The sequence below is a fragment of the Rhodococcus sp. S3 genome (genome assembly GCF_058211795.1).
In genome coordinates this window covers 4855293-4878976 of the sequence record NZ_CM177074.1, presented here as the reverse complement: position 1 = coordinate 4878976, position 23684 = coordinate 4855293, and the positions used below count along the sequence as shown (strand labels likewise).

The 23684-nt window shown below is 68.5% G+C and carries 28 protein-coding genes and 1 pseudogene; 16 read left to right on the top strand and 13 right to left on the bottom strand.

What is annotated here, in order from left to right; translation table 11 throughout:
* The first annotated feature begins 78 nt into the window (after positions 1-78).
* Genes AC0LPE_RS22590 through AC0LPE_RS22575 form a run of 4 tightly spaced genes read left to right on the top strand, consistent with a single transcriptional unit; the run spans position 79 to position 4578 of the window.
* A complete protein-coding gene (locus AC0LPE_RS22590; RefSeq protein WP_160877234.1) occupies positions 79-1275 on the top strand; it encodes an acyl-CoA dehydrogenase family protein in 1197 nt (398 codons plus the stop codon).
* Complete coding sequence (locus AC0LPE_RS22585) at positions 1272-2012, top strand: hypothetical protein (protein ID WP_490605282.1); 741 nt, start codon at positions 1272-1274, stop codon at positions 2010-2012. The genes AC0LPE_RS22590 and AC0LPE_RS22585 overlap by 4 nt, the downstream gene beginning before the upstream one ends.
* A complete protein-coding gene (locus AC0LPE_RS22580) occupies positions 2009-2884 on the top strand; it encodes an alpha/beta fold hydrolase (protein WP_490605281.1) in 876 nt (291 codons plus the stop codon). Before AC0LPE_RS22585 ends, AC0LPE_RS22580 begins: the two co-directional genes overlap by 4 nt.
* Positions 2881-4578 (top strand): AMP-binding protein, encoded by a 1698-nt coding sequence (locus AC0LPE_RS22575; RefSeq protein ID WP_490605280.1) that lies wholly within the window; start codon positions 2881-2883, stop codon positions 4576-4578. The genes AC0LPE_RS22580 and AC0LPE_RS22575 overlap by 4 nt, the downstream gene beginning before the upstream one ends.
* Before the next feature lie 39 nt (positions 4579-4617).
* Here AC0LPE_RS22575 and AC0LPE_RS22570 read toward each other — a convergent pair whose 3' ends face one another.
* Positions 4618-5916: an MFS transporter gene (locus AC0LPE_RS22570; protein WP_490605279.1), complete on the bottom strand. Its 1299-nt coding sequence runs from the start codon at positions 5914-5916 to the stop codon at positions 4618-4620.
* A 75-nt stretch (positions 5917-5991) separates the two neighbouring features.
* Positions 5992-6321 (bottom strand): GYD domain-containing protein, encoded by a 330-nt coding sequence (locus tag AC0LPE_RS22565; protein ID WP_120280770.1) that lies wholly within the window; start codon positions 6319-6321, stop codon positions 5992-5994.
* Between the two features lie 127 nt (positions 6322-6448).
* Between AC0LPE_RS22565 and AC0LPE_RS22560 the strand changes: the two genes are divergently transcribed.
* Positions 6449-6856, top strand: a complete 408-nt coding sequence (locus AC0LPE_RS22560; protein ID WP_016692596.1) for a TIGR03618 family F420-dependent PPOX class oxidoreductase — start codon at positions 6449-6451, stop codon at positions 6854-6856.
* 25 nt (positions 6857-6881) lie between these two features.
* On the opposite strand, the gene AC0LPE_RS22555 is transcribed toward AC0LPE_RS22560, so the two are convergent.
* A complete protein-coding gene (locus tag AC0LPE_RS22555; protein ID WP_490605278.1) occupies positions 6882-7463 on the bottom strand; it encodes an HdeD family acid-resistance protein in 582 nt (193 codons plus the stop codon).
* A 98-nt stretch (positions 7464-7561) separates the two neighbouring features.
* On the opposite strand from AC0LPE_RS22555, the gene AC0LPE_RS22550 reads away from it, so the two are divergent.
* Together AC0LPE_RS22550 and AC0LPE_RS22545 are read left to right on the top strand one after the other, a co-directional pair.
* Entirely contained in the window at positions 7562-8374 is an 813-nt protein-coding gene (locus AC0LPE_RS22550; protein WP_120280769.1) for a DUF72 domain-containing protein, read from the top strand.
* A 33-nt stretch (positions 8375-8407) separates the two neighbouring features.
* Positions 8408-8887 (top strand): hypothetical protein, encoded by a 480-nt coding sequence (locus AC0LPE_RS22545; RefSeq protein WP_016692599.1) that lies wholly within the window; start codon positions 8408-8410, stop codon positions 8885-8887.
* 13 nt (positions 8888-8900) lie between these two features.
* Here the strand turns inward: AC0LPE_RS22545 and AC0LPE_RS22540 are convergent, their stop codons facing one another.
* Entirely contained in the window at positions 8901-9413 is a 513-nt protein-coding gene (locus AC0LPE_RS22540) for a MarR family winged helix-turn-helix transcriptional regulator (protein ID WP_016692600.1), read from the bottom strand.
* A gap of 70 nt (positions 9414-9483) precedes the next feature.
* On the opposite strand from AC0LPE_RS22540, the gene AC0LPE_RS22535 reads away from it, so the two are divergent.
* Entirely contained in the window at positions 9484-10896 is a 1413-nt protein-coding gene (locus AC0LPE_RS22535) for an FUSC family protein (protein WP_490605277.1), read from the top strand.
* A gap of 61 nt (positions 10897-10957) precedes the next feature.
* Here the strand turns inward: AC0LPE_RS22535 and AC0LPE_RS22530 are convergent, their stop codons facing one another.
* Together AC0LPE_RS22530 and AC0LPE_RS22525 are read right to left on the bottom strand one after the other, a co-directional pair.
* Entirely contained in the window at positions 10958-11356 is a 399-nt protein-coding gene (locus AC0LPE_RS22530) for a histone-like nucleoid-structuring protein Lsr2 (RefSeq protein ID WP_490605276.1), read from the bottom strand.
* 37 nt (positions 11357-11393) lie between these two features.
* On the bottom strand, positions 11394-12470 hold the full coding sequence (locus AC0LPE_RS22525) for a nucleoside hydrolase (RefSeq protein ID WP_490605275.1): 1077 nt from the start codon (positions 12468-12470) through the stop codon (positions 11394-11396).
* Between the two features lie 59 nt (positions 12471-12529).
* Here AC0LPE_RS22525 and AC0LPE_RS22520 point away from each other — a divergent pair, with 59 nt between their 5' ends.
* Positions 12530-13336, top strand: coding sequence for an acyl-CoA thioesterase domain-containing protein (locus tag AC0LPE_RS22520; protein WP_160877256.1), 807 nt, complete (start codon positions 12530-12532; stop codon positions 13334-13336).
* 19 nt (positions 13337-13355) lie between these two features.
* Positions 13356-14006: a cyclase family protein gene (locus AC0LPE_RS22515; protein ID WP_490605274.1), complete on the top strand. Its 651-nt coding sequence runs from the start codon at positions 13356-13358 to the stop codon at positions 14004-14006.
* A 19-nt stretch (positions 14007-14025) separates the two neighbouring features.
* On the opposite strand, the gene AC0LPE_RS22510 is transcribed toward AC0LPE_RS22515, so the two are convergent.
* Positions 14026-14169 (bottom strand): hypothetical protein, encoded by a 144-nt coding sequence (locus tag AC0LPE_RS22510; RefSeq protein WP_226950019.1) that lies wholly within the window; start codon positions 14167-14169, stop codon positions 14026-14028.
* A 27-nt stretch (positions 14170-14196) separates the two neighbouring features.
* Complete coding sequence (locus tag AC0LPE_RS22505) at positions 14197-14637, bottom strand: acyl-CoA dehydrogenase family protein (RefSeq protein WP_419957106.1); 441 nt, start codon at positions 14635-14637, stop codon at positions 14197-14199.
* Positions 14638-14654: 17 nt separating this feature from the next.
* Between AC0LPE_RS22505 and AC0LPE_RS22500 the strand changes: the two are divergent.
* Positions 14655-14840: pseudogene (locus AC0LPE_RS22500) on the top strand (acyl-CoA synthetase); the annotation flags it as partial.
* Positions 14841-14854: 14 nt separating this feature from the next.
* Here AC0LPE_RS22500 and AC0LPE_RS22495 read toward each other — a convergent pair.
* Positions 14855-15586, bottom strand: a complete 732-nt coding sequence (locus AC0LPE_RS22495; protein ID WP_016691737.1) for a M50 family metallopeptidase — start codon at positions 15584-15586, stop codon at positions 14855-14857.
* A 53-nt stretch (positions 15587-15639) separates the two neighbouring features.
* Here AC0LPE_RS22495 and AC0LPE_RS22490 point away from each other — a divergent pair, with 53 nt between their 5' ends.
* Together AC0LPE_RS22490 and AC0LPE_RS22485 are read left to right on the top strand one after the other, a co-directional pair.
* Positions 15640-16338 (top strand): AzlC family ABC transporter permease, encoded by a 699-nt coding sequence (locus AC0LPE_RS22490; protein WP_490605273.1) that lies wholly within the window; start codon positions 15640-15642, stop codon positions 16336-16338.
* The gene (locus tag AC0LPE_RS22485) at positions 16331-16660 is read left to right on the top strand and encodes a branched-chain amino acid transporter permease (RefSeq protein ID WP_088898065.1); all 330 of its coding nucleotides are present in this window, start codon (positions 16331-16333) and stop codon (positions 16658-16660) included. The genes AC0LPE_RS22490 and AC0LPE_RS22485 overlap by 8 nt, the downstream gene beginning before the upstream one ends.
* Here the strand turns inward: AC0LPE_RS22485 and AC0LPE_RS22480 are convergent.
* Together AC0LPE_RS22480 and aztD are read right to left on the bottom strand one after the other, a co-directional pair.
* Positions 16630-17916, bottom strand: coding sequence for a glycosyltransferase 87 family protein (locus AC0LPE_RS22480; protein ID WP_490605272.1), 1287 nt, complete (start codon positions 17914-17916; stop codon positions 16630-16632). The two genes, AC0LPE_RS22485 and AC0LPE_RS22480, sit on opposite strands and share 31 nt — an antisense overlap.
* A gap of 232 nt (positions 17917-18148) precedes the next feature.
* Positions 18149-19390, bottom strand: coding sequence for a zinc metallochaperone AztD (gene aztD / locus AC0LPE_RS22475; RefSeq protein ID WP_490605271.1), 1242 nt, complete (start codon positions 19388-19390; stop codon positions 18149-18151).
* Positions 19391-19606: 216 nt separating this feature from the next.
* Here aztD and AC0LPE_RS22470 point away from each other — a divergent pair, with 216 nt between their 5' ends.
* Positions 19607-20794 (top strand): DUF8462 domain-containing protein, encoded by a 1188-nt coding sequence (locus tag AC0LPE_RS22470; protein ID WP_060652620.1) that lies wholly within the window; start codon positions 19607-19609, stop codon positions 20792-20794.
* Between the two features lie 22 nt (positions 20795-20816).
* On the opposite strand, the gene AC0LPE_RS22465 is transcribed toward AC0LPE_RS22470, so the two are convergent.
* Both AC0LPE_RS22465 and AC0LPE_RS22460 read right to left on the bottom strand, forming a co-directional pair.
* The gene (locus AC0LPE_RS22465) at positions 20817-21491 is read right to left on the bottom strand and encodes a nitroreductase (RefSeq protein WP_016691744.1); all 675 of its coding nucleotides are present in this window, start codon (positions 21489-21491) and stop codon (positions 20817-20819) included.
* A 110-nt stretch (positions 21492-21601) separates the two neighbouring features.
* Positions 21602-22609 carry an NAD(P)H-dependent glycerol-3-phosphate dehydrogenase gene (locus AC0LPE_RS22460; RefSeq protein ID WP_060652622.1) on the bottom strand — a complete coding sequence of 336 codons (1008 nt, stop codon included), beginning with the start codon at positions 22607-22609 and terminating at the stop codon, positions 21602-21604.
* 157 nt (positions 22610-22766) lie between these two features.
* Here AC0LPE_RS22460 and AC0LPE_RS22455 point away from each other — a divergent pair, with 157 nt between their 5' ends.
* The gene (locus tag AC0LPE_RS22455; RefSeq protein ID WP_026061046.1) at positions 22767-23216 is read left to right on the top strand and encodes a helix-turn-helix transcriptional regulator; all 450 of its coding nucleotides are present in this window, start codon (positions 22767-22769) and stop codon (positions 23214-23216) included.
* 5 nt (positions 23217-23221) lie between these two features.
* Complete coding sequence (locus tag AC0LPE_RS22450; RefSeq protein WP_026061047.1) at positions 23222-23632, top strand: VOC family protein; 411 nt, start codon at positions 23222-23224, stop codon at positions 23630-23632.
* Positions 23633-23684 lie beyond the last annotated feature (52 nt).

Genomic DNA, 23684 nt, shown 5'->3' with positions numbered 1-23684 from the left:
CGGGTCATGGGTGCCGTGCTGTACTGGGTGAACAAGCGTTAATGACCTACTCCGGTCCATCGAAGGAGTGCACCTCCCATGACCCACCGCCCCTCGCAGCCGCGCACCGATTCCCCGCGCTATCTCACCGAGGAACGCCTCGCGATCCGCGACCTCGCCCGCGACTTCGCCATGACGAAGGTGCTGCCCGTCGCCAACGAACTCGACCCGGTCCAGGGCACCATCCCCGACTCCCTCAAGAAGGAGATGGCCGAGATCGGCTTCTTCGGGATCATGATCCCCGAGGAACACGGTGGTCTCGGGCTCGGCGTCTTCGAGTACTGCCTCGTGGCCGAGGAGCTGTCGCGGGCATGGATGAGCGTGTCGGGTCTGCTCGCCCGCGGCAACGGCATGGGCGGTGGCTTCACCCCCGAGCAGGAGGCGGCACTGCTGCCGAAGGTCGCGCGCGGTGAGTACCTCGGCGCGTACGCCCTGTCGGAAGCCGAGGCCGGATCCGACGTCGCGAACATCTCCTGCCGCGCCGTGCGCGACGGCGACGAGTGGGTCGTCAACGGCACCAAGATGTGGTGCACCTACGCCGACGAGGCCGATTACCTCGTGCTCTTCGCCCGCACCGATCCGAACAAGGACGCGGCCAAGCCGCACCGCGGCATCAGCGCCTTCCTCGTCGAGAAGGAGCGCGGCGTGTTCCCCGAGGGCATCTCGGGCACCAAGGTCCGCAAGATCGGCTACTTCGGGTGGAGCACCTGGGAACTGTCGTTCGACAACTTCCGCATCCCGGCCGACAAGATGCTCGGTGAGGAGGGCAAGGGCTTCTATCTCGCCGTCTCCGGTCTCGAGGTGGGCCGGGCCCACACCGCCGCCCGCGCGATCGGTCTCGCCCGCGCCGCACTCGAGGACTCGATCGAGTACGTGCACACCCGCCGCCAGTTCGGCCGTCCCATCGGCGATTTCCAGCATCTGCGGTTCAAGATCGCGAAGATGGCCGCCGACATCGAAGCCGCACGCCAGCTGATGTACTCGGTCGCCACCGACATCGACACCGGCCGGCGGTGCTCGCTCGAGGCGTCGATGTGCAAACTCGTCGCCACCGAGATGGCCGAGCAGGTCACCAGCGAGGCCGTGCAGATCCACGGCGGCGCCGGTTACACCACCGACTTCCAGGTCGAACGCCATTGGCGCGACGCGCGTCTGACGAAGATCTTCGAGGGCACCAGCGAGATCCAGATGCGCATCATCTCCGACGAACTCCTGGGAAGGCCCGAACAGGCATGAGCGCACACACCGTCACCCGCCCGCTCACCGTCGGGGACCGCACCGCCTCGGAACCCCGCGCCGTGGCCGACGTCCTGGCCGACTCCGGTGTGGTGGCGCCGGCAAACTCACCTCTCCTCGGTGCCCTGGCCGTCGCCTCGCTCGTCCCGCCCGTTCCCGGTGGTGTCGCGTCCGGATTCGACTGGAACGCAACCGATCCCGTCTCCACATCGGACGTCGTGTCCACGGACACCGTGATCACCCGCGTGTCCGGACGGACCGCGCGCCGCTTCATCCGGCTCGTGGACGCGACCGGCACAGTACGTGAATCCGGCACCGAGACATGGACCTTCGACGACGAGCAGCCGACCGTTGCCGAACTGGACTTCTGCACACCGGCCTGGGGTGCGCTGCTCGCCGAAAGCCTCTCCGAGGACCCGGAATTCGCTTCGTCGCTGTCCACCTGGGACGGCACCATCGGACTGCGCAGCGGTGAGACCGAACTGCACCTGCGCATCTACAAGGGGCGCATCGTCGACGTCACCCGGCGCACCCCGCACGGCGCGACGTTCACCTTCGTCGCCCCCGACCACGCCTGGGCCGATCTCGTCCTGTCCGAGGAGAACGACTTCATGCGCCGCGCCATCCGCGGCGAATTCTCCTCCACCGGAGACGGATACGAGTACCTGCGCCTGACCAAGCCGCTCAACACGATCATCGGGCACGCCCGTGCCCTCGCCCGAAAGGCCCGCTCATGATCGAGGCCCGCTACCTGGAGATCGGCGGAGCGCTCGGCTTCGTCGAGATCGTCACTCCCGACGCGCGATCCGGCAACGCGCTCGACGCGACCGCCCTGCCCACCGTCCTGTGCATCCACACCGCCGGCCAGAGCGGCGTGCAGTGGCGCCACGTGGCCCGCGATCTCGCCGACCGCGGCTACCGGGTGATCGTCCCCGACCTGCCCGGCCACGGACGTTCCGAACCCGCACCCGGCGGCCCCGTCACGAGCCTGATCACCTACGGCGACTGGCTGTGCGAGGTGCTCGACGCGCTCGGCGTCGACCGGCCGTTCGTCATGGGCTGCTCGATCGGGGGCAAGCTCACCCTCGAACTCGCGACCCGCCCGGACCGTCCGCTGTCCGGTGCCGTGGCGATGGAGGCCGAACCCGGTCCGGGCCGCGTCAACGTCGCCGGTCTGCGCCGCGAACTCGAGGACGTCGCCGGACCGTCGCGCTCCGAACGTACCTATCTGGGAACCCTTGCATCCGTGGGACGTTCGGTCCCGCAGGCGAAGGCGCACACGATCGCGCTCATGCACAAGCGGGAGGACCCGGAGATCTCGTCGTCCGACCTCATCGGCTGGGGAACCCACGACGTGCGCGACCGCCTCGACCGCGTGACCGCACCGATCCACCTCGTCGCCGGAGTCGACGACCCGTGGATCGACCCCGACGCCGTGGCCCGGGCCGCGGAGACCATCAACGACGCACTTCCCGGACGCGCCCGCTTCACGGCACTGGCCGGCATCGGGCACTATCCGATGGAGGAGATCGACGACTTCGCCGCGCTCGCCGACACCTGGATCGGTGAACTGCGCCGGGTCGCTGTTCCCGAGGAGGCAGCGCTGTGACCACCACCCGCACCGATACCCTGCCCGCACTGCTCGACGGACTCGTCTCCGCGAACCCGGATGCCCCGATCGCCTACGACATCGTCGACGACGTGGCGGTCGCCCGCAGCCGCGGAGAGTTCCGCGACCGGGTCGAGGCCGTGCGCAGCGAACTCGACGGCATCGGCCTGCGCGCCGGCCAGTGCATCGCGGTGATGTTGCCGAACTGGTCCGACGCACTCGTGTGGCAGTTCGCGGCCTCCGCGCTCGGCGCCCACGTCATCGGTGTCAACACCCGCTACAACACCCGCGAGGTCGCGCACATCCTCACCGCCGCGCGACCTGCCGTCGTGGCCGTGCCGGCCGCCTTCCACGGACTCGACCTGTTCGGCCGGCTCACCGAGGCCGCGGCGTCCGTCCCCGACGTGGCCACCCCGGTGGTCGCGGTGGTGCCCGGACCGGCGAACGCCTCGGCCTCCCCGGCCGACTTCGATCTCGGTGGTGGCGCGTGGACGGCGGGTAGTGGCGACACGCGTGGCGCGAACGCACCCGGGACACCCGACACCGCGACACTCACCCCGGCCGGGATCGACGACGATCCCGAGGACCGGATCGCGGTGGCGTTCACGACATCCGGTTCCACGGGCGTGCCCAAGCTGGCCGCGCACCGCGGTAATGCGGTCGTCCGTCACGGACGCGCCGACGCCGTGATCATGAAGGTCGCCGAGGGCGACGTGGCGCTGTGCGTGCTCCCGGTCTCGGGCGTCTTCGGTTTCAGTACCGCGATGGCCGCGCTCGCCGGTGGGGGAGCGCTGCTCATGGAGACGGTCTTCGATCCCGATGCGGTCCTGCGCCGGATGCGCGAGGTCGGGGTCACGCACGCGGTGGGCGCCGACGACCTGTTCGGCCGTCTCTACGACGCCTGGCACGACGGCGAACGCGTCGATCTGTCGTCACTGCGCTGGGTCGGCATCGCCGACTTCCTCGGCCGCTCCCACGAGATCGCCCGATGGCTGCGCGACGAATTCGGTACCCACACCTCCGGTGTGTTCGGTTCGTCGGAGGTGTTCGCCCTCGCGATGCTGTGGAACGCCGACGATCCGGAATCGGTGCGTTGGAACGGTGGCGGACGCGCGGTCGAGTCCGCGATCGAACTGCGAGTCGCCGATCCCTACGACGATCGGGTCCTCTCGGCCGGTGAGCAGGGCGAACTGCAGTTCCGCGGCCCGAACGTCGTCGACGCCTATCTCGGGAACCCCGACGCGGCGGCGCGCGCGTTCACAGCCGACGGTTGGTTCCGCAGCGGCGACCTCGCCGTCGACCTCGGCGACGGAGGCTTCCGCTATATCTGCCGGATGGGCGACGTTCTGCGCCTGCGCGGCTTCCTCGTCGATCCGGCCGAGATCGAGACGCGTCTGGCGGAGCATCCCGGCGTGGCGACGGCCAAGGTCGTCGGAATCACCGGCGACGGCGGCTACACCGAGGCGATCGGTTTCGTCGTCCCCACCGACGACGCACCCGCGGACACGACCTCGGAGACCCTTCGGGCCTGGTGCCGCGAGACCCTCGCGGCCTTCAAGGTGCCCACGGCGATCCACATCATCGAACGGATGCCCACCACGGTCGGGGGCAACGGATCGAAGATCCGCGCCGTGGAACTGCGCGAGTGGGCCCGCGAGTGGGCGGGTTCCGAACGCGACTTCCGAACCGGATAGTGCCTCTGCGTCGTCACGATCCGCACGCGGTCGCGTCGCTCAGTTGCGGACCATCGGTGCGGTCGTGGCGACGCGGCCCCTGGTGAGGATCGACAGCGACGCGGCGACCGCGCACAGGGTCGCTCCGGCCCACCACGCGTAGGTGTAGGTTCCGAGGCTGTCGCGGATGACCCCGGCTCCGAAAGCGGCCGCCGCGGCACCGATCTGGTGGGACGCGAACACCCAGCCGAACACGATGGTTCCGCGGTCGCCGAAGATCCGGCGGCACAGCATCGCGGTCGGCGGCACGGTGGCGACCCAGTCCAGACCGTAGACCACGACGAACAGGATCATGCTGGGGTGCACGGACTCCTGCAGCAGCCAGGGCAGCAGGAGCAGACCCACGCCGCGGAAGGTGTAGTAGAAGGCCAGCAGCTTGCGGGGGTCGAACTTGTCGGTCAGCCATCCGGAGGCGATGGTGCCGACGATGTCGAAGATCCCCACGGCGGCCATGAGGCTCGCTGCGGTGGTCGTGGGCATGCCGTGGTCGTGGGCCGACGGGATGAAGTGGATGCCGACGAGTCCGTTGGTGGTGGCCCCGCAGATGGCGAAGGCGATCGCCAGCGCCCAGAACGCCCGGTGACGCACCGCGAAGGCCAGCCCTTCGAGAGCGCGGGTGACGGCACCGCCGGTCGCTCGCGTCGGCGCCAGGTAGGTCTCGGGGTCGGCACCGTAGGGCAGGACACCGCGCTCGTCGGGATGATCGCGGATCACCGCCCACACCAGCGGGACGACGACGAGCGCCGCCGCGGCGATCACGAGCGATGCCTGCCGCCACCCGACGTTCTCTGCGAGCGCGGCGACGGGAGGCAGGATCACCAGTTGGCCGGTCGCGGAACCGGCCGTGAGGATGCCCATCACCAGCCCGCGACGCTCGACGAACCATCGGTCGGCGATGGTCGCCGCCAGGACCAGGGCCATCGACCCCGTGCCGGTACCGATGAGCAGTCCCCAGAACACGAGCAACTGCCACGAGGCGGTCATGGCGATACTGCCGGCGGCGCCGAGCGCCACGAGGAACAGCGCCGACGAGATGACCCGGCGCATGCCGAACCGGTCCATCAGGGCGGCGGCGAACGGTGCGACGAGTCCGAACAGGACGAGGTTGATGCTCACCGCGAGCGACATGACGCTCGTCGACCAGCCGAACTCGTCGTGCAGCGGCACCATGAGCGCGCCGGGGGCCGCCCGGAAGCCTGCGGCGCCGAACAACGCGAGGAAGGCCACCGCGGCGACCCACCATGCCGGGTGGATCCGGGCCGGGCGGCGGTCGCTGCGCTGGGCCGGGCGCACACTCATCACGAATTCACTTTCTTCGAGAAAGCAACAGGATGAGCAGACGATACCCAGCAGCTCGTCGCGGGAGGCGAGCGGTCAGTTGCCCGAGCTCCCCGGCGTCCGGTAACTCGCGTCGCGGCGCGCGGCCTCGTCGACCTGTTCGGGGGTGAGCAGGGCGATCGGCGTGGAGCGCGCGGCACCGGAGGCGATCGTGCGGAGCTCGAGTGTCGCGGCCGCGATCTCGTCGGGCACCTCGCCGAGCACGTACAGATCGTGACCACCGAGCGCGAAGTGCACCGAATCGACCGTCCCGCCCACACTTTCGACCATCCGGACGATGGCGTCGCGTCGGGACGTACCACCGTCCGTGAGCAGCCCGCGTGCGCCGTCCGCGGTGTAGTTGACCTGCCAGAGATATCGCGGCATGACCGTCTCCTTTCGAGATCCCGACCTCCATGGTCGGTCCACCCCGCGTCGCCGGGGACGGTTTCGCCGGGAATCGCGGCCTAGGCTCGATATCGAGACCCTGTCCGCCGCATCGAAAGGGAGTGCCGTGCCGAAACGACCCGTACCCGAGGCCGTCGCCGAATTCCTCGCCCAGCCCAATTACGCCACGATCAGCTCACTGCGCCCGGACGGTCATCCGGTGTCCGTTCCGACCTGGTACGTCTTCGAGGACGGCCGCATCCTCGTCAACATGGATTCGACCCGCAAGCGCCTCGAATACCTGCGGAACGATCCGCGGGTGAGCCTGTCGGCGATGGATCCGCAGGACTGGGTCACGCACGTGAGCCTCCAGGGGCGGGTCGTCGAACTCGCCGACGATCCGTCCCTGGAGGACATCGATCGGATCGCTCGCCACTACACGGGCAAGCCGTACCACGCGCGCGACGGCAAGCGCGTCAACGCGTGGATCGAGATCGACCGCTGGCACGCGTGGGGTCGTCTGCGCAACGCCTGAGATCGATCGGGAAGAAGGCCGGCTGTCAGATGACGCCGGCCTTCTTCGCCGCGCTGCGTGCCTGGAACGCCAGGATGACGAGCAGCACGCCGAACAGGATCGCGTAGATGCCGAGCAGCACGATCAGGCTCAGGATGCCCTCGCCGGGGAAGATCAGCAGCACGATGCCGAACAGGACGGCGACGACGCCCGCGAGCACCGACCACACCCATCCGGACTCGGGCACCTTCCGGAAGCGGACACCACCGACGATGCCGGTGATGCCGAACAGGATGGCGTAGAACGCGATCACGTACAGCAGTGCGAGTGCGGTGATGCCGGGCCAGAACAGCGCGACGAGACCGGCGAGGACGGAGACGACGCCCATGGCGAGCCACCAGCCCCAGCCCTCGGGCTTGTCGCGGATCGATCGAACGACCAGCACGATGCCGTCGATGATCGCGTAGGCCGCGAAGACGACCACCAGCGCCGACACGGTGATGCCGGGCCAGACGAGCGCGACGACACCGAAGAGGACCGCGAGGATGCCACGCAGCAGCATCACCCACCAGATCTGCTTCAGCAGTGATCGGAACGGATCGTTGGAAGAAACCGAGCTCGTGGACATGACGGCTCCTGGCGTGTGATGTGATCTTGTAGCCCCGAGGATAAGCGCGGTTGTGCTGCTTCGTGTGCCGAATCGAAGCCGAGGTTACGCTCGGAAACGTGGCCGGGGCGAGGATCGGGATATCGGGATGGCGCTATCCGGGCTGGCGCGGAGACTTCTATCCGGAAGGACTCGTCCAGCGCCGGGAACTCGAATACGCCGCCCAGCGGTTCGGGTCGATCGAGATCAACGGCTCGTTCTACTCGCTGCAGCGCCCGAGCAGTTATCTCGCGTGGCGGGACGCCGCACCCGACGACTTCGTCTACGCCGTCAAGGGCGGGCGGTTCGTCACCCACATGAAGCGGCTCGCGGGTGTCGACGACGCCCTCGCCAATTTCTTCGCCTCCGGCGTACTCGCGCTCGGCCCGAAACTCGGTCCGGTGCTGTGGCAGCTCCCGCCGACCCTCGGTTTCGAGGAGGACAGGTTCGCGGACTTCTTCGACCGGTTGCCCCGCACGACGACGGCCGCCGGCGAACTCGCCCGCCGGCACACCGACAAGCTCGCCGACGACCGGGTGTGGGTGGAGGTGGACGCCGAGCGTCCGCTGCGGCACGCCGTCGAGGTGCGGCATCCCGACCTCGCGAGCCCGGAGGCCGTGGAGTTGCTGCGCGCGCACGATATCGGGCTCGTCGTCGCCGACACGGCCGGCAGGTTCCCGTTCCTCACCGACGTCACGAGCGATTTCGTCTACGTGCGGATGCACGGCGACAAGGAGTTGTACGCAAGCGGGTACACCCCCGAGGTCCTCGACGTGTGGGCCGAGCGGATCCGCCGGTGGCTCGGCGACGGCAGGGACGTCTACGTGTACTTCGACAACGACATGAAAGGCTGTGCACCGCACGACGCGCTCGCGTTGCAGGAACGCCTGTGACCCGGGCGTCCGGAGGAAGGACAGGAGATCGCTGTGTGGCCCGACCACTGGCCGAGAACGCCGCGGGAGATCGCGACGGCCACCGCCGATGCGCTCGCCGCTGCCCGCAGCGAGTCGGCCGAGCCCTTCGACGAGGCGGTTGCGGTGCTCGTCGACCTGCCCTACGAGCAGGTCACGGCCGTGCACGCGGGCATGGTCCGGGAGTTGCTCGAGGAACTGCATCCCGACGGCCTCGCCGGTGAGGACGTGCAGGCCGTGCTCGAACGCTCCGTCCGCTCCGGGCTGCGATGGTTGCCGTCGCTGGAACCCGAGGCCGTCGTCGCCGTGCTCACGGGTGCGCTCGGCGTGTCCGATCCCGACGCCGAACGCCCGAGGATCCGCCCCGAGCAGTATCTGGCCGCGGGCCTGCTCGTCGTCGCCGATCTCGTCGCTGCGCGCCGCGTGGCTCCCGAAGCGTATCTGCGTCGCGCCGTGAGCGAGATCGAACGGGCCGAGACGCAGGAGATGCCCTGAGCTGTTCCGGGGGTCAGGCCGGATAGTGGTTCTCGACGTTGCGGACGACCTTGCGCAACAGGTCGGACAGGACCTGCACCTCGTCGTCGTCGAGGCCGTCGAGCATCTGCCGCTCGCGTGCCAGGCGTCGCGGGAATTCCTTCTCGACGAGTGCGCGCCCGTCGTCGGTGAGGGTGAGCAGCACGACGCGGCCGTCACGTTCGAGTCGTTTGCGTTCGACGAGACCGAGTTTGGCGAGTCGCTCGGTGTGCTTCGTGGTCGACGCGCCGGAGATACCCGTGATCGAGGTGACCTCGCTGGCGCGTAACGGATGGTCGCTGCGGGCGAGCGCGCTGAGGACCTCGAATTCGCTGCGGCTGATGCCGCTCGCTTCGAGTTCCCGATCGAAGTAGGTGAGCGCGAGCGAGCCGATGCGGGTGATGCGGCCGATCACGTCGATGGGGCGCAGGTCGAGGTCGGGGTAGTGGGCAGTCCATCCGAGACGTACGCGATCGACGTAATCGGGCTGGGGTGTCTCGGAGGGCATGTGGCAAGTCTAACGGCAGCGGACGAACAATTTCATAGATATTTTACCAGTGAAGTAATATGGTGGACGGATGCTGGACCGCCGACTCGACGACCGCCCTCGGCTCCGTCACACCCGGGGAGCGCTCGCGCATCCGCTGTCGGCGAGCGCGTGGAGGGACGCCCTCGAAGTGCGGCGCGGCGATCCGACCGTGGCCGTGGCGCTGCGCGTGGGGTTCGCGACGATGCTCGCCCTCGTCGGCGGCGGTCTGCTCGGTTACGGACAGGTCGCCGGCTTCGCCGCCCTCGGCGCACTCACCAGTGCCTTCCTGCGATACGAGCCGTATCCGCGTCTCGCCGTGCGCCTTCCGTGGGTCGGCCTCGGCATCGTCGGTTACACCGCCTTCGGGGCTGTACTCGGCGCGATGGGCGCCCCGCTGTGGGCGCAGATCGTCGCGCTCTCGCTGGGCTCGGCCGTCGCGTACTGGGTGTTCACGGCCTTCTCGCTCATGGGCCCCGGCCCGGTGATCCTCATCTTCGCCGCCGCGGGCGCCGCCGGTTTCTCCGACGGATGGGGTGACGCGGGTCTGGTCACCGCTGCGGCGACCATCGGTGCGCTGCTCGGATATGTCATCGCGATGCTGCCCGCGCTCTCCCATCCCCACACGCCCGCTCGTCTGGCGGTCGCGCGTGCCCTCGCGGCGGTCTCCGCCGTCGAGATCCGCGGTGCGGACGCCGTTCCCGCTGCGCGACAGAGCATCCGTAAGGCGCGTGAGACCGTCGCACTGAATACCCCGCGACGTCCGGACGCCCATGTCCACGAACTGGCCGTCCTCCTCGATGCGGCCGAGGTGGTGCTCGACAGCGGGTCGCACGACACCTCCCGCGCCCGCCGCGACGATTTCGCCCGATTCGAGAAGGAGCTTCGGAAAGCGCGGCGCGACATCGAGATTCCGCGCGTGGATGCCGAGGGGCGGCCGGTGCTGCCCACGCCGCCCGGCTTCGTCCGCGAAGGATGCGGTCGTCTGCTCGACCGTCTCGTGCTGATCGGAGCGGCCCGGATCTTCGTCGCGTCGTTGCTCGCCGCGTCGCTGGCCGCACTGATCGGGCTCGACCATCCGTTGTGGGCTGCGATGGGTGCCATGGCGGCGTTGCAGGGATTGAACTACCGCAACACCGTTCAGCGCGGCATCCAGCGTCTGATCGGAAATGTCGGCGGCGCGATGATCGCTGCCGTGCTGCTCGCGCTCGACCTGGGCTACTGGCCGGTGGTCGCGGCCGCCGTGCTGTTCCAGACCCTCACCGAACTCACGGTGACCCGGAACTACGGGCTCGCCTCGGTCGGGGTGACGACGATGGCGTTGCTGCTCACCGGTCTCGGGCAGCACGCGGGTCCGGGCCTCGCCGTCAACCGGGTCGCCGACACCGTCATCGGCGTGGTCGTGGGCGTGATCGTCGCTGCGGTGACCATCCGACGCGACGACCGGCACCATCTCGTCGCGTGACGAGGCGGCACCGGTCGTCGGTGGTGTTCATGGCCTGCCGCGGGAGGCGGCGGGGTGATGCTCAGGAATGAGCGGCTTCGAAAAGCTCGAGGATGTGACGCGGGATCCGGCCGCGCGAACTGACGTCGTAACCCTTGTTGCGGGCCCAGTGTCGGATCGCGGCCAATTGCTCCGGCGACCGGGTGGGCGGAATCGCCTTGTGGGTCCCCGCCGTCCGCGTGCGAGCCTTTGTTGCCGTCTGCTTCGGTGTGATGGTGCGGGTGCTCGAAGCGGGCTTCGCCGGTGCCTTCTCGTGCAGCCACGGGCGGAGGACCGCCAGGAACTTGTCTGCGTTCGCCGGCCGCAGGTCGATTTCGTACTCGTCGTCGTCGACCGTGATGCGGAACGACTGCGCCAGGCCGTCCATGATCGGTTGGCCGTCGATATCGTCGAAATATTGGACGCGCACTTTCTGTGCCACGTTTATCTCCTTGTCCCCGAACTGTGCGCTGTCGACGCTAGTTCTTACTCGGGGGTAGGTTCAAGTCGCGAATGTACGATCCCACCCGCTCGACGAAATGATCGAAGAACTCTGCCGGACGGGTGCCCGCCACGATATCCGCGTTCGGCGTCCTCTGCCACATACCGGACAGATCGGCGACCGTCGTGCCCCGGGTGAGCCGGCCGTCGAGTTCGACGTCGACCGTCGCGGGCCGGGAGGTATAGGGAACCGTGCCCAGCGCGACCGCCGCGGCGAACGGGTCGTGCACGTGCGCGAGGAAGCCCAGGCCCTGGTCACGGTGGAACTCCATGTAGAACCGCAGTGCGTCGGAGATGTGGCGGACGAGAGGGACATCGGCCGTCGACCGCGTACCGCGCGGAGCGTCCGGGGAGAGTTCCCCGGATCGGGGTACACCGACGACGTCCCCGATCCGCGCGACATGCTCGGGATGCATCTCGATCGACTCCGTGACGTCGAGCGGGCACACGATCGGCCGCCGGTCCGGAGGGACGATCGAGAACGCGTCGAACACGACCTTGGCGGCCTCCGGATCCACCGCGACGTTCCATTCCGAGGTCGGCGTCGTATTACCCGGATGGTGGAAACACCCACCCATGATCACGAGGCGACGCAACCGCGACGGCAGTTCCGGATCGATGCGCAGGGCGAGGGCGAGGTTGGTGAGCGGGCCGGTGACGAGCCCGGTGAGCTCTCCCGGATGCTCGCGTGTGAGGTCGACCCACGCCTGCGCGGCCGACCGCGACGACCGCGACCGCGACGCAGCGGGAAGTTCCGCATACCCGATCCCCTGCGGACCGTGGGTGTCCTCGGTGGTCATCAGCGGCGCGACCAGCGGAACCTGCGATCCGGCAGCCACTTCGATATCGAGCCGGCCGCACACCTCGAGCCACGACAACGTGTTGGCGGTGACCTGGTCCACCGGCACGTTCCCCGCAGTGCACAGGGCGGCGACGATCTCGGCTTCCGGGCTCGCGACGAGATAGAGCAGGGCGAGAGCGTCGTCGATGCCGGTGTCGACGTCGACGATCAGACGGGTACGGGCGGCCGGAACATCGGGTTCGTGTACGTGCACGAACCCATCTTGGGGTATCCGGATGAGCGCACTGTGGCCGGTGCTGGGAGAATTCCCGAATGCACGAGCGCAAGAACCGCGGTTATTTCACCGAGGACGACGGTGTCTATCTGCCCACGAAGTATGCGTCCAGCCCGTGGTCGGACAAGATGCTCAACGGACCGTGTGTGAGCGGTCTGGTCGCACGCGAGCTCGAGATCCACCATGCCGTCGAGGGTTTCGTCCCGTCCCGGTTCACGCTCGATCTCTTCAGGCCGGTCCGCAACGAGCCGATCACCTTCACCACCACCCGGGTGCGCGACGGCAACCGCATCCGCGTCGCCGACGCGAACCTGATGCAGGGTGGAGAGGTGTCGGCGCGCGCGACGCTCACCTTCCTCCGCAAGTCGGCCCCGCCGCCCGGGTCGGTGTGGTTGCGCGGCGAGTCCCCGACGCCTCCTCCCGGTTCCCTGGAGACGCAGCCCGGACCGCTCGAGTATTCGTCCTGGTACGGCAGCGACGGCCCGGGATGGACGCGGGTGCGGTCGGAACACCAGAACTCCGATCGCAAGCGGCTGTGGTCGCGGCAGCTGCCGATCATCGTCGGCGAGGAACTGTCACCGTTCGTCAACACCGCGACCGTCGGTGAGGGCACGTCGTTCGTGACGAACTGGTCGGACAAGGGCGTCGGCTACATCAATTCCGATGTCACCCTGGCGCTGTCCCGCCTGCCGGAAGGGCCGGAGGTCGGTATCGAGGCCGACAACCACATCAGCAGTGAAGGCATCGCGGTCGGGACGGCGGTGCTGTTCGACCGTCTCGGTGCATTCGGAACCGGTGTGGTCACCGCGCTCGCGAATGCGCAGCGGCAGGTCGATTTCGGCTGACCCGAGCAGGAGTGATGGCATGCGTGTACGGCGGATCGTCGACCTGACCCACGTCGTCTCCCCGGACATCCAGGTCTATCCCGGGGATCCGGCACCGACCTTCACTCCGCACGCCACCGTCGAGACCGACGGTTTCGACCTGATGCGCATCGACATGGGTTCGCAAACCGGCACCCACGTCGACGCTCCGCGGCACGTGCGCAGCGGTGGCGCCGCGATCGATGCGGTGCCACCGGATAACTTCGTCGGGCGCGGGGTGGTGCTCGACGTGCGCGCCCGCGTCGACATCGGTTCGCTCGTCACCCCCGACATGTGGGGTGAGCCGGCGATCGGTCCCGGCGACATCGCGCTCGTCCTCACCGGCTGGTCGCGGTATTTCGGCACCGACCGTTATTTCGAGCATCCGGCTCTGAGCGTCGAAGCTTGCCGCTGGTTGCTCGACCGCGGCGTCCGCACGATCGGGATCGACGCGCCGAGCGTGGATCCCACGGGCGACGAGACGCTCGCGGCGCACCACGTGCTCGCCGACGCGGGCGCGATCATCTGCGAGAACCTGCGCAACCTCGACACGATCGACTTTCCGGATCCGCTCGTCTCGTTGTTGCCGATCCCGTTCGCAGGGATCGACGGCGCACCGGTGCGTGCTGTCGCCATGGAGATCGAGAAGTGATCGCCGGCAACAGATCCGGTCAATCGAGGATGTCGCGCACCTCGACGTCCTCGCGTCCACCGACGACGAGTTCGCGCGCGGCCGCCATGCGCTTCTGCCAGTGGATGAAAGCACCCTCGCCGTCGCGGGCGCGCAACAGCCGGATGAGCTTGCGCTGCGGCATGGTGACCCGAAGCCCTTGTGGCAGAGCCTAGTTCGAGATGTGCCCGCGGAGTGGACCCAGCAACCGCTCGGCGATGACGTTGCGGTTGATCTCCGACGTGCCGCCGGCAATGGTCATCGCACGGCCCAGCAAGTAGTAGTGGGTCCACACCGGCTCGTCCCCGAGGAACGCCGCAGGACCGGCGATGTGCATCGCGAGTTCGCCCACGTGCTGGGTGTGTTCGGCAATGAGCATCTTGGTGACGCTGCCCTCCGGACCGAAATCACCACCGGCGACGGCCCGCACGACCTGCCGTAGGTTGAGGACCGCGAAGCGGAGTCGCCGCTGATCTCGCGCAGCGGGCGGACGGTCACGCCGGGCGCGGTGAGGTCGATGACCATCGTGGTGATGCCCGTGTGCTTCGGCACGTCGCGGTTGGTGCGGATGGTCGCGAGACCGCGCGTCGAGTTCTGCGCATTCGACGTCCACACCTTCTGGCCGGTGACGCGAAAACCGCCGCCTACAACGACAAGGGCTGGACGACCCTCGGCGATCTCGGGCACGTCGACGAGGACGGCTACCTGTATCTCTCGGCGCGGCGCACCGACCTGATCCTGTCCGGCGGCGTCAACATCTACCCGGTCGAGGTCGAGGACGTGCTGACGATGCACCCCGCCGTCCTCGACGTCGCCGGCGCCCTGACCGCTCAGGACAGCTGGGTCACCACGATCCGGGTGACGCCGTAGAAGGCGGTACCCGCCGTGACGATCGCGAACAGCGCGATCCACACCGCGGCCGGGAGCCGGGTGAGCCAGCGCAACTGGTCGGCATCCGAACCCCGGCCGCGACCACGCGAATGGGTGCGGGCGAGTTCGAGGACCGGTCGGGTCGCGCCGAGGAGCAGCACCCACGTGATCAGGTACGCCGCGGTGTACCGAACCACCGGATCACCGAGATAGGCGGCTGCACCGACGAGCGCTCCCGCGATCACCACGGAGACGAAGCCGTACAGATTGCGGATGAGCAGCAACAGGACGGCGAGCGCGGCGAGGATCGACCACAGCACCGCGGCGGGCCGATCGAGCGTCAGCAGCGTCGCGGCGGCGAAACCGAGCACGGCCGGGCCGGTGTATCCCGCGAAGGTCGTCGCGACCATGCCGGGACCGCGAGGATTACCGGACGACACCATCACCCCCGAGGTGTCGCTGTGCAGGCGGATGCCCGACAGTTTGCGGCCCACGAGCGCCGCGACCAGCGCGTGCGACCCCTCGTGCGCCTGCGTGATGACATGGCGGGTCTTCAACCACAGTGGACGGACAGTCACGAGCACGAGCGCGACGATCGCCGTGCCGACGACGACCATCGTCGGTGCGGGCTCGTCGACGGTCGACACGGCCTGCCACGCGGAGGACACGACCTCCGTGAACGAGGTGGACACAGATCACCTTCCTTCGGGCCGGACACGGGCATCTCGCGCCCGGCGATAGCCTGATGAGCATGCCCGACCGTCGCTCCCTCGAGATCCGCGCGGGTGTCGCGGACTCCTGGGCAGTCGGTCTCGGACTGATTCCGCTGGGGCTCGCGTTCGGGGTGGTGCTCACCCAGGGCGGCTTCGACTGGTGGTGGGCACCGATCTTCTCCACCGTCATCTACGCGGGGTCGATGGAGTTCCTCGCGATCGGTCTCATCGCGGCGGTCACCCCACTCGCGTCGGTCGCGGCGGCGACGTTGCTCGTGAACTTCCGGCACGTCTTCTACGGCCTGTCGTTCCCGCTGCACCGCATCCGCAGCCGGCTCGGGCGCCTCTACGGCGTGTACGCGCTCACCGACGAGTCGTACGCGATCGTTGCGCCCAAGGCACGTGAACAGCTGACGGGCACCCGCATCCTCACGGTCCAGGTGCTGTGCCAGCTGATGTGGGTCGTGTCGGGCACGGTCGGTGCGCTGATCGGGGCGGTGCTCCCGGAGGGACTCTCTGGGCTCGAGTTCGCGCTCACAGCGCTGTTCGCGGTGCTCGCCATCGATGCCTTCCGCGCCAACCGCGACGTGCCGGCGCCGGTGATCGCGCTGGTCTGCGGTCTCGTCGCGTTGCTGGTCGCGAAGGATCAGATGCTCGTCATCGGCCTCGGGCTGTTCGTGGTGTGCCTGTTCGCGCGGTTCGTCTACCGGAACAAGGTGGCCCGTGCCTGAGTCGGTGCCCGGCGCCGCATACGTCCTCGGTGCCCTGGCGGTGATGTTCGTCGTGACGGTCGCCCTGCGCGCGGCGCCGTTCCTCGCGTTGTCGGCGCTGAAGAACTCAGCCTTCGTCGACTTCCTCGGCCGCACGATGCCCGCGGGAGTCATGGTGATCCTCGTGATGTACACGCTGCGCGACGTGGGGCAGTCGACCTGGCTCCCGGCGACCGTCGGTCTCGCGGGCACGATCGCCGTGCACCTGTGGCGACGCAACGCCGCGCTGAGCACGGTCGTCGGGACGGGCCTCTACCTCGTCGCGTCGGCGTTCTGGACCTGAGCGGTCTCGGCGCTCTCGCCGGATTCCGCGGGGGCTTCCTGTGCCTCCACCGAGTGGGCCTCCACCGGGCGGGCTTCCACCGGGGCCTCGGCGCCGGGTCGGCGGCCCCGCGCGGCAATCATCGCGGCGACGAAGACCGCGATCGCGGCCAGGCACTGCGAGGTTCCGAGCACTTCGAGGAGCAGCTTCTCGACCCAGCCGCCGGAGGACGCTTCACGCAGCAGGTGGTTGGGTCCGATGAGGAAGACGACGGTGGCGGGCACCAGCACGGGCCACCAGCGGCGGTAGGCCGGCGCGACCAGCAGCGGCACGAGGAACAGCGCGTACACCCAGTGGTGGGTGACGGCGATCGGAGCGGCGAGCAGCGACGCCAGGCCCACCAGGGCCACCGCGACCACGGGTTCGTCGGCACGCAGGAAGCGGTAGGCGGCCCACGCGGTACCGGCGACGACGATCAGCGCACCGGCCAGCCACAGTGCCTTGGCGGTGCCGTCGGAGAAGTCGAAGCGGGCGATGAGACCGGTGAGCGCCTGGTTGCGGAAGAACGACGGGTCGCCGGCGCGGTCGGTCGCGAAGAACTCCGTGGTCCAGAAGTAGACGGTCGAATCGGGGCGCAGCCAGTAGCCGAACGCGACGGTCGCGGCGAAGGCGCCCAGCGCACGGAATGCCGACGGCCAGTCGCGGCGGAGCAGGAAGATCAGCCCGAAGGCGGCCGGGGTCACCTTGATGGCGGCGGCCAGTGCGATGCCGACACCGCGGAATCGCTTCGGGATCACGCCGAGCAGGTCGGCGACCACCAGGGCCATGAGCACGATGTTGATCTGGCCGAACGTGAAGTTGGAGCGGAACGGCTCGAGCCACAGCACCGGTCCGAGCGACGCAGCAGCGATCAGGCTCGGCTGCGACATGTCGAGCCGCTGGTAGACGACCTTCAGTACCCACCACACGAGAGCGATGAGCCCGATCGTCCACAACACCTGCAGGGCGGTACTGCCTACCAGCGCCATCGGGGCGAAGAGGAACGCCGCGAAGGGTGGATAGATGAACCGGAAGCCGGAATGGCTGAAGAACCCCTCGGTGTACAGCGGGGTGTGGTGCAGGAAGGCCCAGCCGGCATCGCGGAAGACGTCGAGATCCATGAGGTACTCGTTCAGCGCGTCGCGCAGGTATCCCGCGACTGCCAGCGCCGAGACCGTCAGACCGATGGCGATCAACAAGGATCGAACAGGTCGGGTACGGACTTCGGTCAACAGCACGGGCGGTACCTCCCGGTAGGAAACAGGTGCGTCGCCACGTTACACAATCGTTGTCTTCGGGATCAGGCGACGAGAATATCGTCTTCCCAACCGTTTTGACGGAGATTTCCGTTTCGCGCACTTGTTGAGTGAGGCGGATCACGTTGTGCACATGTCTCGGCCGGCCGGACGTGAGGAAAGTATTCGGCTTTCTAGCCGTGGTGCTAGAAAGCCGAATACTCCGGTAGCGGAGTCAGGCGACGCCGCTGATCTCGTTCGGGGTGTGCGGCAGTTCGGCGGAGCGGATCTCACCCGAGGTCACGTCCACCGCGTACAGGGAGTCGGTGGCGGGATCGGTGACGAACGCCGTATCGCCCCGTACCTCGAGTGCGGGCCGAGGTGTCTGCCACTCGTCGGGCTCGGTCCACGGCTCGAGCACCTCGATCCGCCGGACGATCTCGCCGGAGTCGGGATCGATCACGTGGAGGTTGCCATCGGTGCCGAGAACGAGCGCGTCCCCTGCCGGTCCACGCCCGAGGGAACGGAAGGTGTAACTCGTACCGAGGTCGACGAGACGCACCGACGCCGTGCGGGTGTCCACGAGCGCGACGCGCTCGGGACGCTCGAGCTCGGCGTCGGGATCGGTTTTGTAGTCGCCGAGGACGACGGGCGAGTCCTCGCTGCCGGCCTGGTTCCCGATCCGGCCGTAGGGGTCGGGCACCGGCGCCTTCGTGAACGTTCCGTCGCGGAAGATCACCATGCCGTCCTCACATCCGAAGGCGACGACCCCGTCGGCCGCGACCGTCTCACCGTGCACACCCGGGCACTGTTCGGTGCGCGTGATCTCGGTGCCCTTCTCGTCGAGCAGCGCCACACCGATCCGCTCCTCGGAATCGCCGAGGGTGACGAGCATGCCGCCGTCGGACATCGGGACGGCCACGCCGTGGTGGGCCTCGGGGAGCGCGCGGCTGGCGAGATCCGGCAGGTCGGTCGCCGAAGCGAGATCGGCAGGGTCGAACACATCGATGCGTCCGGTGCCGTCGTCGAACAGGGCGGTGACCCCGGCGTGCGGCACGACGTGCCCGGGCTTCTCGGCGGCGAACGTCAGGTCGGTGAGCGCGGGTGCGCCGGCGTAGTGGTGACCGTGGTCGCCGTGGGCCTCCGTCCAGCTGCCGGTGTCGAGAGCGCGGAATCCGCCCTCGGTGGAGACCAGCACGTGGCGTCCGTCGCCGGCGGGGGAGAGGCGGTTGAAACCGTCGAGTGCGAAGTCGTCGACGACGGTGAGTTCTTCTTCGTCGACGACGAGGACGCCGCCGTCGTAGGTCAGGGCGAGGCGCGGCTGCGCCGTCGCCACCTCGGAAGCGGCAGTGGAGGTCGTCGTCTCGGGGGTGCCGGCCGCAGTGGTGTCGGCCTCGGTCGTACCGCCGCAGGCGGCGGCGAAGGTTGCGGCGACGACGGTGAGGGCGGCGCCGCAGTATCGGGAGAGCGTTGTCATGGGAAAGAAATAGCCACTATCGAAAATGAATGTCAAAGTCTGAAATGCGCATGCGTGCATGTCGCTCCGGGCGGCCGAGGTTGCAGTTGTTGTCGAGAAATCGCCGAAATGTCGACAACAACTGCGGTTTCGAGCTCGGACATACGCGAATACGGCCGTCTACGACACGCACTAGATGAGCTCAGAATCCGATGAGTTCGCCGTTAGCATCGACGGATGGATCCTGTCCGCAACCCGTACGCCCCGGGCGCGGGACAGCGCCCGCCCGAACTCGCCGGCCGCGAGAAGCAACTCACCGCGTTCGAGGTGGTCCTCGAGCGCATCGCCCGGGAACGACCCGAACGCAGCGTCGTCCTCACCGGTCTCCGCGGGGTCGGCAAGACCGTCCTTCTCAACCATCTGCGCTCCGCCGCCATCGCGAAGAGCTGGGGCACCGGCAAGATCGAGGCCCGCCCCGATCAGGGACTGCGACGTCCGCTGTCGTCGGCGCTGCACATGGCGGTCCGCGAGATCGCCGCCGCGCACCCGGATCCGGAATCGGTGGAGTACTTCCTCGGCGTGCTCAAGTCGTTCGCGCTGCGGGCCACCGCCGACAAGGGCATGCGCGAACGCTGGCAACCCGGCATCGACGCCCCGGCCGTGAAAGGACGGGCGGACTCGGGCGACATCGAGATCGACCTCGTCGAACTGCTCGTCGACGCAGCCGGACTCGCGCGGGACGTGGGTGTGGGCATCGCGTTGTTCATCGACGAGATGCAGGATCTGGGCCCCGACGATGTCTCGGCGATCTGCGGTGCCTGCCACGAGCTGAGCCAGGACGCCGCGCCGCTCATCGTCGTCGGGGCCGGCCTGCCGCACCTGCCCGCCGTGCTGTCGGCGTCGAAGTCCTACTCCGAGCGGTTGTTCACCTACCACCGCATCGACCGGCTCGACCGTGCGGCAGCGGATCTCGCGCTCATCGCGCCCGCGGCACGAGAGGACGTCGAGTTCACGCAGGACGCCCTCGACCTGCTGTACGAAACCGCCGACGGCTACCCGTATTTCGTGCAGGCCTACGGCAAGGCGACCTGGGACGTCGCAGCGGATTCGCCGATCACCGCCGACGACGTGCGGGTCGCGGCACCCACGGCGGAAGAGGAACTCGCCGTCGGCTTCTTCGGCTCCCGCTACGAACGGGCGACCCCCGCCGAACGCGAATACATGCGGGCCATGGCGGATCTGTCGGGCGACGACGGGCCGGTCGCGACCTCGAAGATCGCCGTCGAACTCGGACGGAAGCCTGCCTCCCTGTCACCCGCGCGCGACGGATTGATCAAGAAGGGCCTGATCTACTCCGCCGAGCGCGGGTTCATCGGGTTCACCGTTCCGCACTTCGGGCGCTATCTGCGCGCCCAGAACGACTGACCCAGCCGGGGCCACCGAGAGTTCAGTCGACCCACTCGACGGTCTCGTCGAGCGACGCGCGATCCGTGCGACACGCATTGGCCGGGTGCGCCTCGTCGGCGTAGCCGAAGGAGATGGCGCAGACGATGTCGCGGTCGTCGCCGATGTTCAGTTCGCGTCGCAGCGCGGTGGCCGTCATCGCGACGGCGGCCTGCGGGACGGCAGCGATGCCGAGCGATTCGGCGGCGAGCAGCAAGGTCGAGACGTAACCGCCGCAGTCGACGGCGCCGTACACGCCGAGGGCCTTGTCGGAGGTGATGATCGCGACGTGGGGTGCGCCGAAGAAGCGGTAGTTCTCGAGCATCTGCTCGGTGCGGCGCTGGTAGTCGTCGCGCGCGATGCCCAGCGCGTTGTACAGGGCGTAGCCGGCGCCGCGGCGACGTTCGGCGTAGGCGCCGCGGTATTCGGCCGGTCCCGGGATGTCGGGATCCATGTTCCCCGAGGTGGCCTGCGCGTAGACGGCGTCGCGCAGGCGGTCGGTGGCGTCGCCGCTGACGATGTGCACCTGCCAGGGCTGGGAGTTGCACCAGGACGCGGTGCGCTGACCCATCCGCAGCATGCGTTCGATGTCCTCGCGCGGGACCTGCTTCGTCAGGAAGGCGCGGCAGCTGAAACGGGTGTCGAGCAGGGACGACAGCGTGTCGGCGGCAGAAGTCATGCCACCACGATGGCACATCACTTCACCGAGCGTTCGTTCAGTCGGTCGCGAGCACACGACAGGTGGGTATTCAGCTCTCTACGATTCTCCCGAGAAAGCTGTAGAGAAGGTCAGACGATGTCCTTCTCGTCGCCGGGAGTGACGCGCCGCAATCCCCGATAGGCGTCGGTGGGGGTGCTCTTCCCGGTCACCACGGCCGCGACCTCGGCGGCGATCGGCATCTCCACCCCGTACTCGCGGGCGAGTTCCATGACCGTCGGCGCGGTCTTCACCCCTTCGGCAACCTGCCCCAGCGCCTCGACGGCCTCATCGATGCTGAGCCCGCGCGCCAGCGCCTCACCGACTCGGCGATTCCGCGACGACGGGCTCGTGCACGTCGCGATGAGATCGCCCATCCCCGTGAGGCCCGCGAACGTCCGCGGATCCGCGCCCATGGCCTCGCCGAGGCGCGTCATCTCCGCCAGCCCGCGGGAGAGGACCATCGCGCGGGTGTTGTCGCCGACGCTGAGCCCCTCGGCCATGCCGGCCGCGATCGCCACAATGTTCTTGAGGATCCCGCCCAGCTCGCAGCCCAGAACGTCGGTGTTGCGATAGACGCGGAACAACGACGTGGCGAACAGCGGTTGCAGCGCCGCGCTCACGGCTTCGTCCTGCATCGCGACCACCGACGCGGCGGCCATGCCGTCGGCGATCTCCCCGGCGATGTTCGGACCCGCGAGCAGCCCGACGGGGTGCCCCGGAAGGCATTCGGCGATCACCTCGGTGGGCCGGAGGCGGGTGCCCGGCTCGAGGCCCTTCACGAGCGAGACGACCGGGACCCACGCGCGGATCTCGTCGACGACCTGCTCGAGTGTCTTGCGCACCGCGTGCGACGGCACACCGACCACCAGGACGTCGGCCTCGCGCGCGGCCTCTTCGAGATCGGAGGTCGCGCGCAGGCCCTGCGGCAGTGGCCGTTCACCGAGATATCGACGGTTGCGGTGCTCGGTGTCGATCTCACGCGCGATGTCGTCGTTGCGGGCCCACAACGTCGTCGGGGTGTTGCGTGCGGCCAACGACGCGATCGTGGTTCCCCACGATCCCGATCCGAGAACGACGACGCGAACCGCACGAGCCATCGGTGACCTTTCGTCCGTACGGGCAGGTATCGACAGAGTGTCAGTTTTCCGGTCCCGGCGGGTCCGGTTTGTGGTCCCGGGATCCTCGCGGGGCGGATGTGCTGTGGAGGCGCACGACGACAGGATCGAGGCGGCGCATCGTGGCACGATCGGACCCGTGCCCGGTAAACCCGTCACCGATCAGCGCCTGCGCGACCTCGCGTTGCTGCGACGCGTCCGCGACCGCATCGACCGCGAGTACGCCCAGCCCCTCGACGTCGAGGCCCTCGCCCGCGGCGTGAACATGTCGGCCGGCCACCTCAGCCGCCAGTTCCGGCTCGCGTACGGCGAGTCGCCCTATTCGTATCTCATGACCCGGCGCATCGAGCGGGCGATGACGCTGCTGCGACGCGGCGACCTCACCGTCACCGAGGTGTGCTTCGAGGTGGGCTGTTCGTCGCTCGGCACCTTCAGTACCCGTTTCACGGAACTCGTCGGCGTGCCCCCGAGCGTGTACCGCAAGCAGGCGGCCGAGGAGACGAACGGCATCCCGTCGTGCGTGGCGAAGAATGTCACCAGACCGATCAGGAATCGAGAAGCGCGGACGGGTCCGCCGGTCATACCGTGATCGGCATGGACATCACCATTCACCAGACATTCCTTCCGCACACCGATCCCGAGGCGTCCCTCGCGTTCTACCGCGACACCCTCGGCTTCGAGGTCCTCAACGACGTCGGCTACGCCGGAAAGCGCTGGATCACCCTCGGCCGCAGCGACACTCCCGGTACGTCCCTGGTGCTGTACCCGCCGGACGCCGACCCCGGCATCACGGAGGAGGAGAACGCCACCATCGCCGAGATGATGGCCAAGGGCACCTTCGCGTCGATCATCCTGGCGACGAAGGACCTCGACGGGGCGTTCGAGCAACTGCAGGCCGGCGACACCGAGATCGTCCAGGAACCCACCGACCAGCCGTACGGCGTCCGCGACTGCGCTCTCCGCGACCCCGCGGGAAACATGGTCCGCATCCAGCAATTGCGCTGACCGATCCCACGATCGGCCTTACTCTCCGATCGTCGCACCCGTTCCGTCCGCA

Bases quoted from the DNA above. Each gene is read 5' to 3' on its own strand.
- AC0LPE_RS22590 (WP_160877234.1), top strand. From the start codon at position 79: ATGACCCACCGCCCCTCGCAGCCGCGCACCGATTCCCCGCGCTATCTC.
- AC0LPE_RS22585 (WP_490605282.1), top strand. From the start codon at position 1,272: ATGAGCGCACACACCGTCACCCGCCCGCTCACCGTCGGGGACCGCACC.
- AC0LPE_RS22580 (WP_490605281.1), top strand. From the start codon at position 2,009: ATGATCGAGGCCCGCTACCTGGAGATCGGCGGAGCGCTCGGCTTCGTC.
- AC0LPE_RS22570 (WP_490605279.1), bottom strand. From the start codon at position 5,916: ATGAGTGTGCGCCCGGCCCAGCGCAGCGACCGCCGCCCGGCCCGGATC.
- AC0LPE_RS22565 (WP_120280770.1), bottom strand. From the start codon at position 6,321: ATGCCGCGATATCTCTGGCAGGTCAACTACACCGCGGACGGCGCACGC.
- AC0LPE_RS22555 (WP_490605278.1), bottom strand. From the start codon at position 7,463: ATGTCCACGAGCTCGGTTTCTTCCAACGATCCGTTCCGATCACTGCTG.
- AC0LPE_RS22540 (WP_016692600.1), bottom strand. From the start codon at position 9,413: ATGCCCTCCGAGACACCCCAGCCCGATTACGTCGATCGCGTACGTCTC.
- AC0LPE_RS22535 (WP_490605277.1), top strand. From the start codon at position 9,484: ATGCTGGACCGCCGACTCGACGACCGCCCTCGGCTCCGTCACACCCGG.
- AC0LPE_RS22520 (WP_160877256.1), top strand. From the start codon at position 12,530: ATGCACGAGCGCAAGAACCGCGGTTATTTCACCGAGGACGACGGTGTC.
- AC0LPE_RS22515 (WP_490605274.1), top strand. From the start codon at position 13,356: ATGCGTGTACGGCGGATCGTCGACCTGACCCACGTCGTCTCCCCGGAC.
- AC0LPE_RS22510 (WP_226950019.1), bottom strand. From the start codon at position 14,169: ATGCCGCAGCGCAAGCTCATCCGGCTGTTGCGCGCCCGCGACGGCGAG.
- AC0LPE_RS22490 (WP_490605273.1), top strand. From the start codon at position 15,640: ATGAGCATGCCCGACCGTCGCTCCCTCGAGATCCGCGCGGGTGTCGCG.
- aztD (WP_490605271.1), bottom strand. From the start codon at position 19,390: ATGACAACGCTCTCCCGATACTGCGGCGCCGCCCTCACCGTCGTCGCC.
- AC0LPE_RS22470 (WP_060652620.1), top strand. From the start codon at position 19,607: ATGGATCCTGTCCGCAACCCGTACGCCCCGGGCGCGGGACAGCGCCCG.
- AC0LPE_RS22465 (WP_016691744.1), bottom strand. From the start codon at position 21,491: ATGACTTCTGCCGCCGACACGCTGTCGTCCCTGCTCGACACCCGTTTC.
- AC0LPE_RS22460 (WP_060652622.1), bottom strand. From the start codon at position 22,609: ATGGCTCGTGCGGTTCGCGTCGTCGTTCTCGGATCGGGATCGTGGGGA.
- AC0LPE_RS22450 (WP_026061047.1), top strand. From the start codon at position 23,222: ATGGACATCACCATTCACCAGACATTCCTTCCGCACACCGATCCCGAG.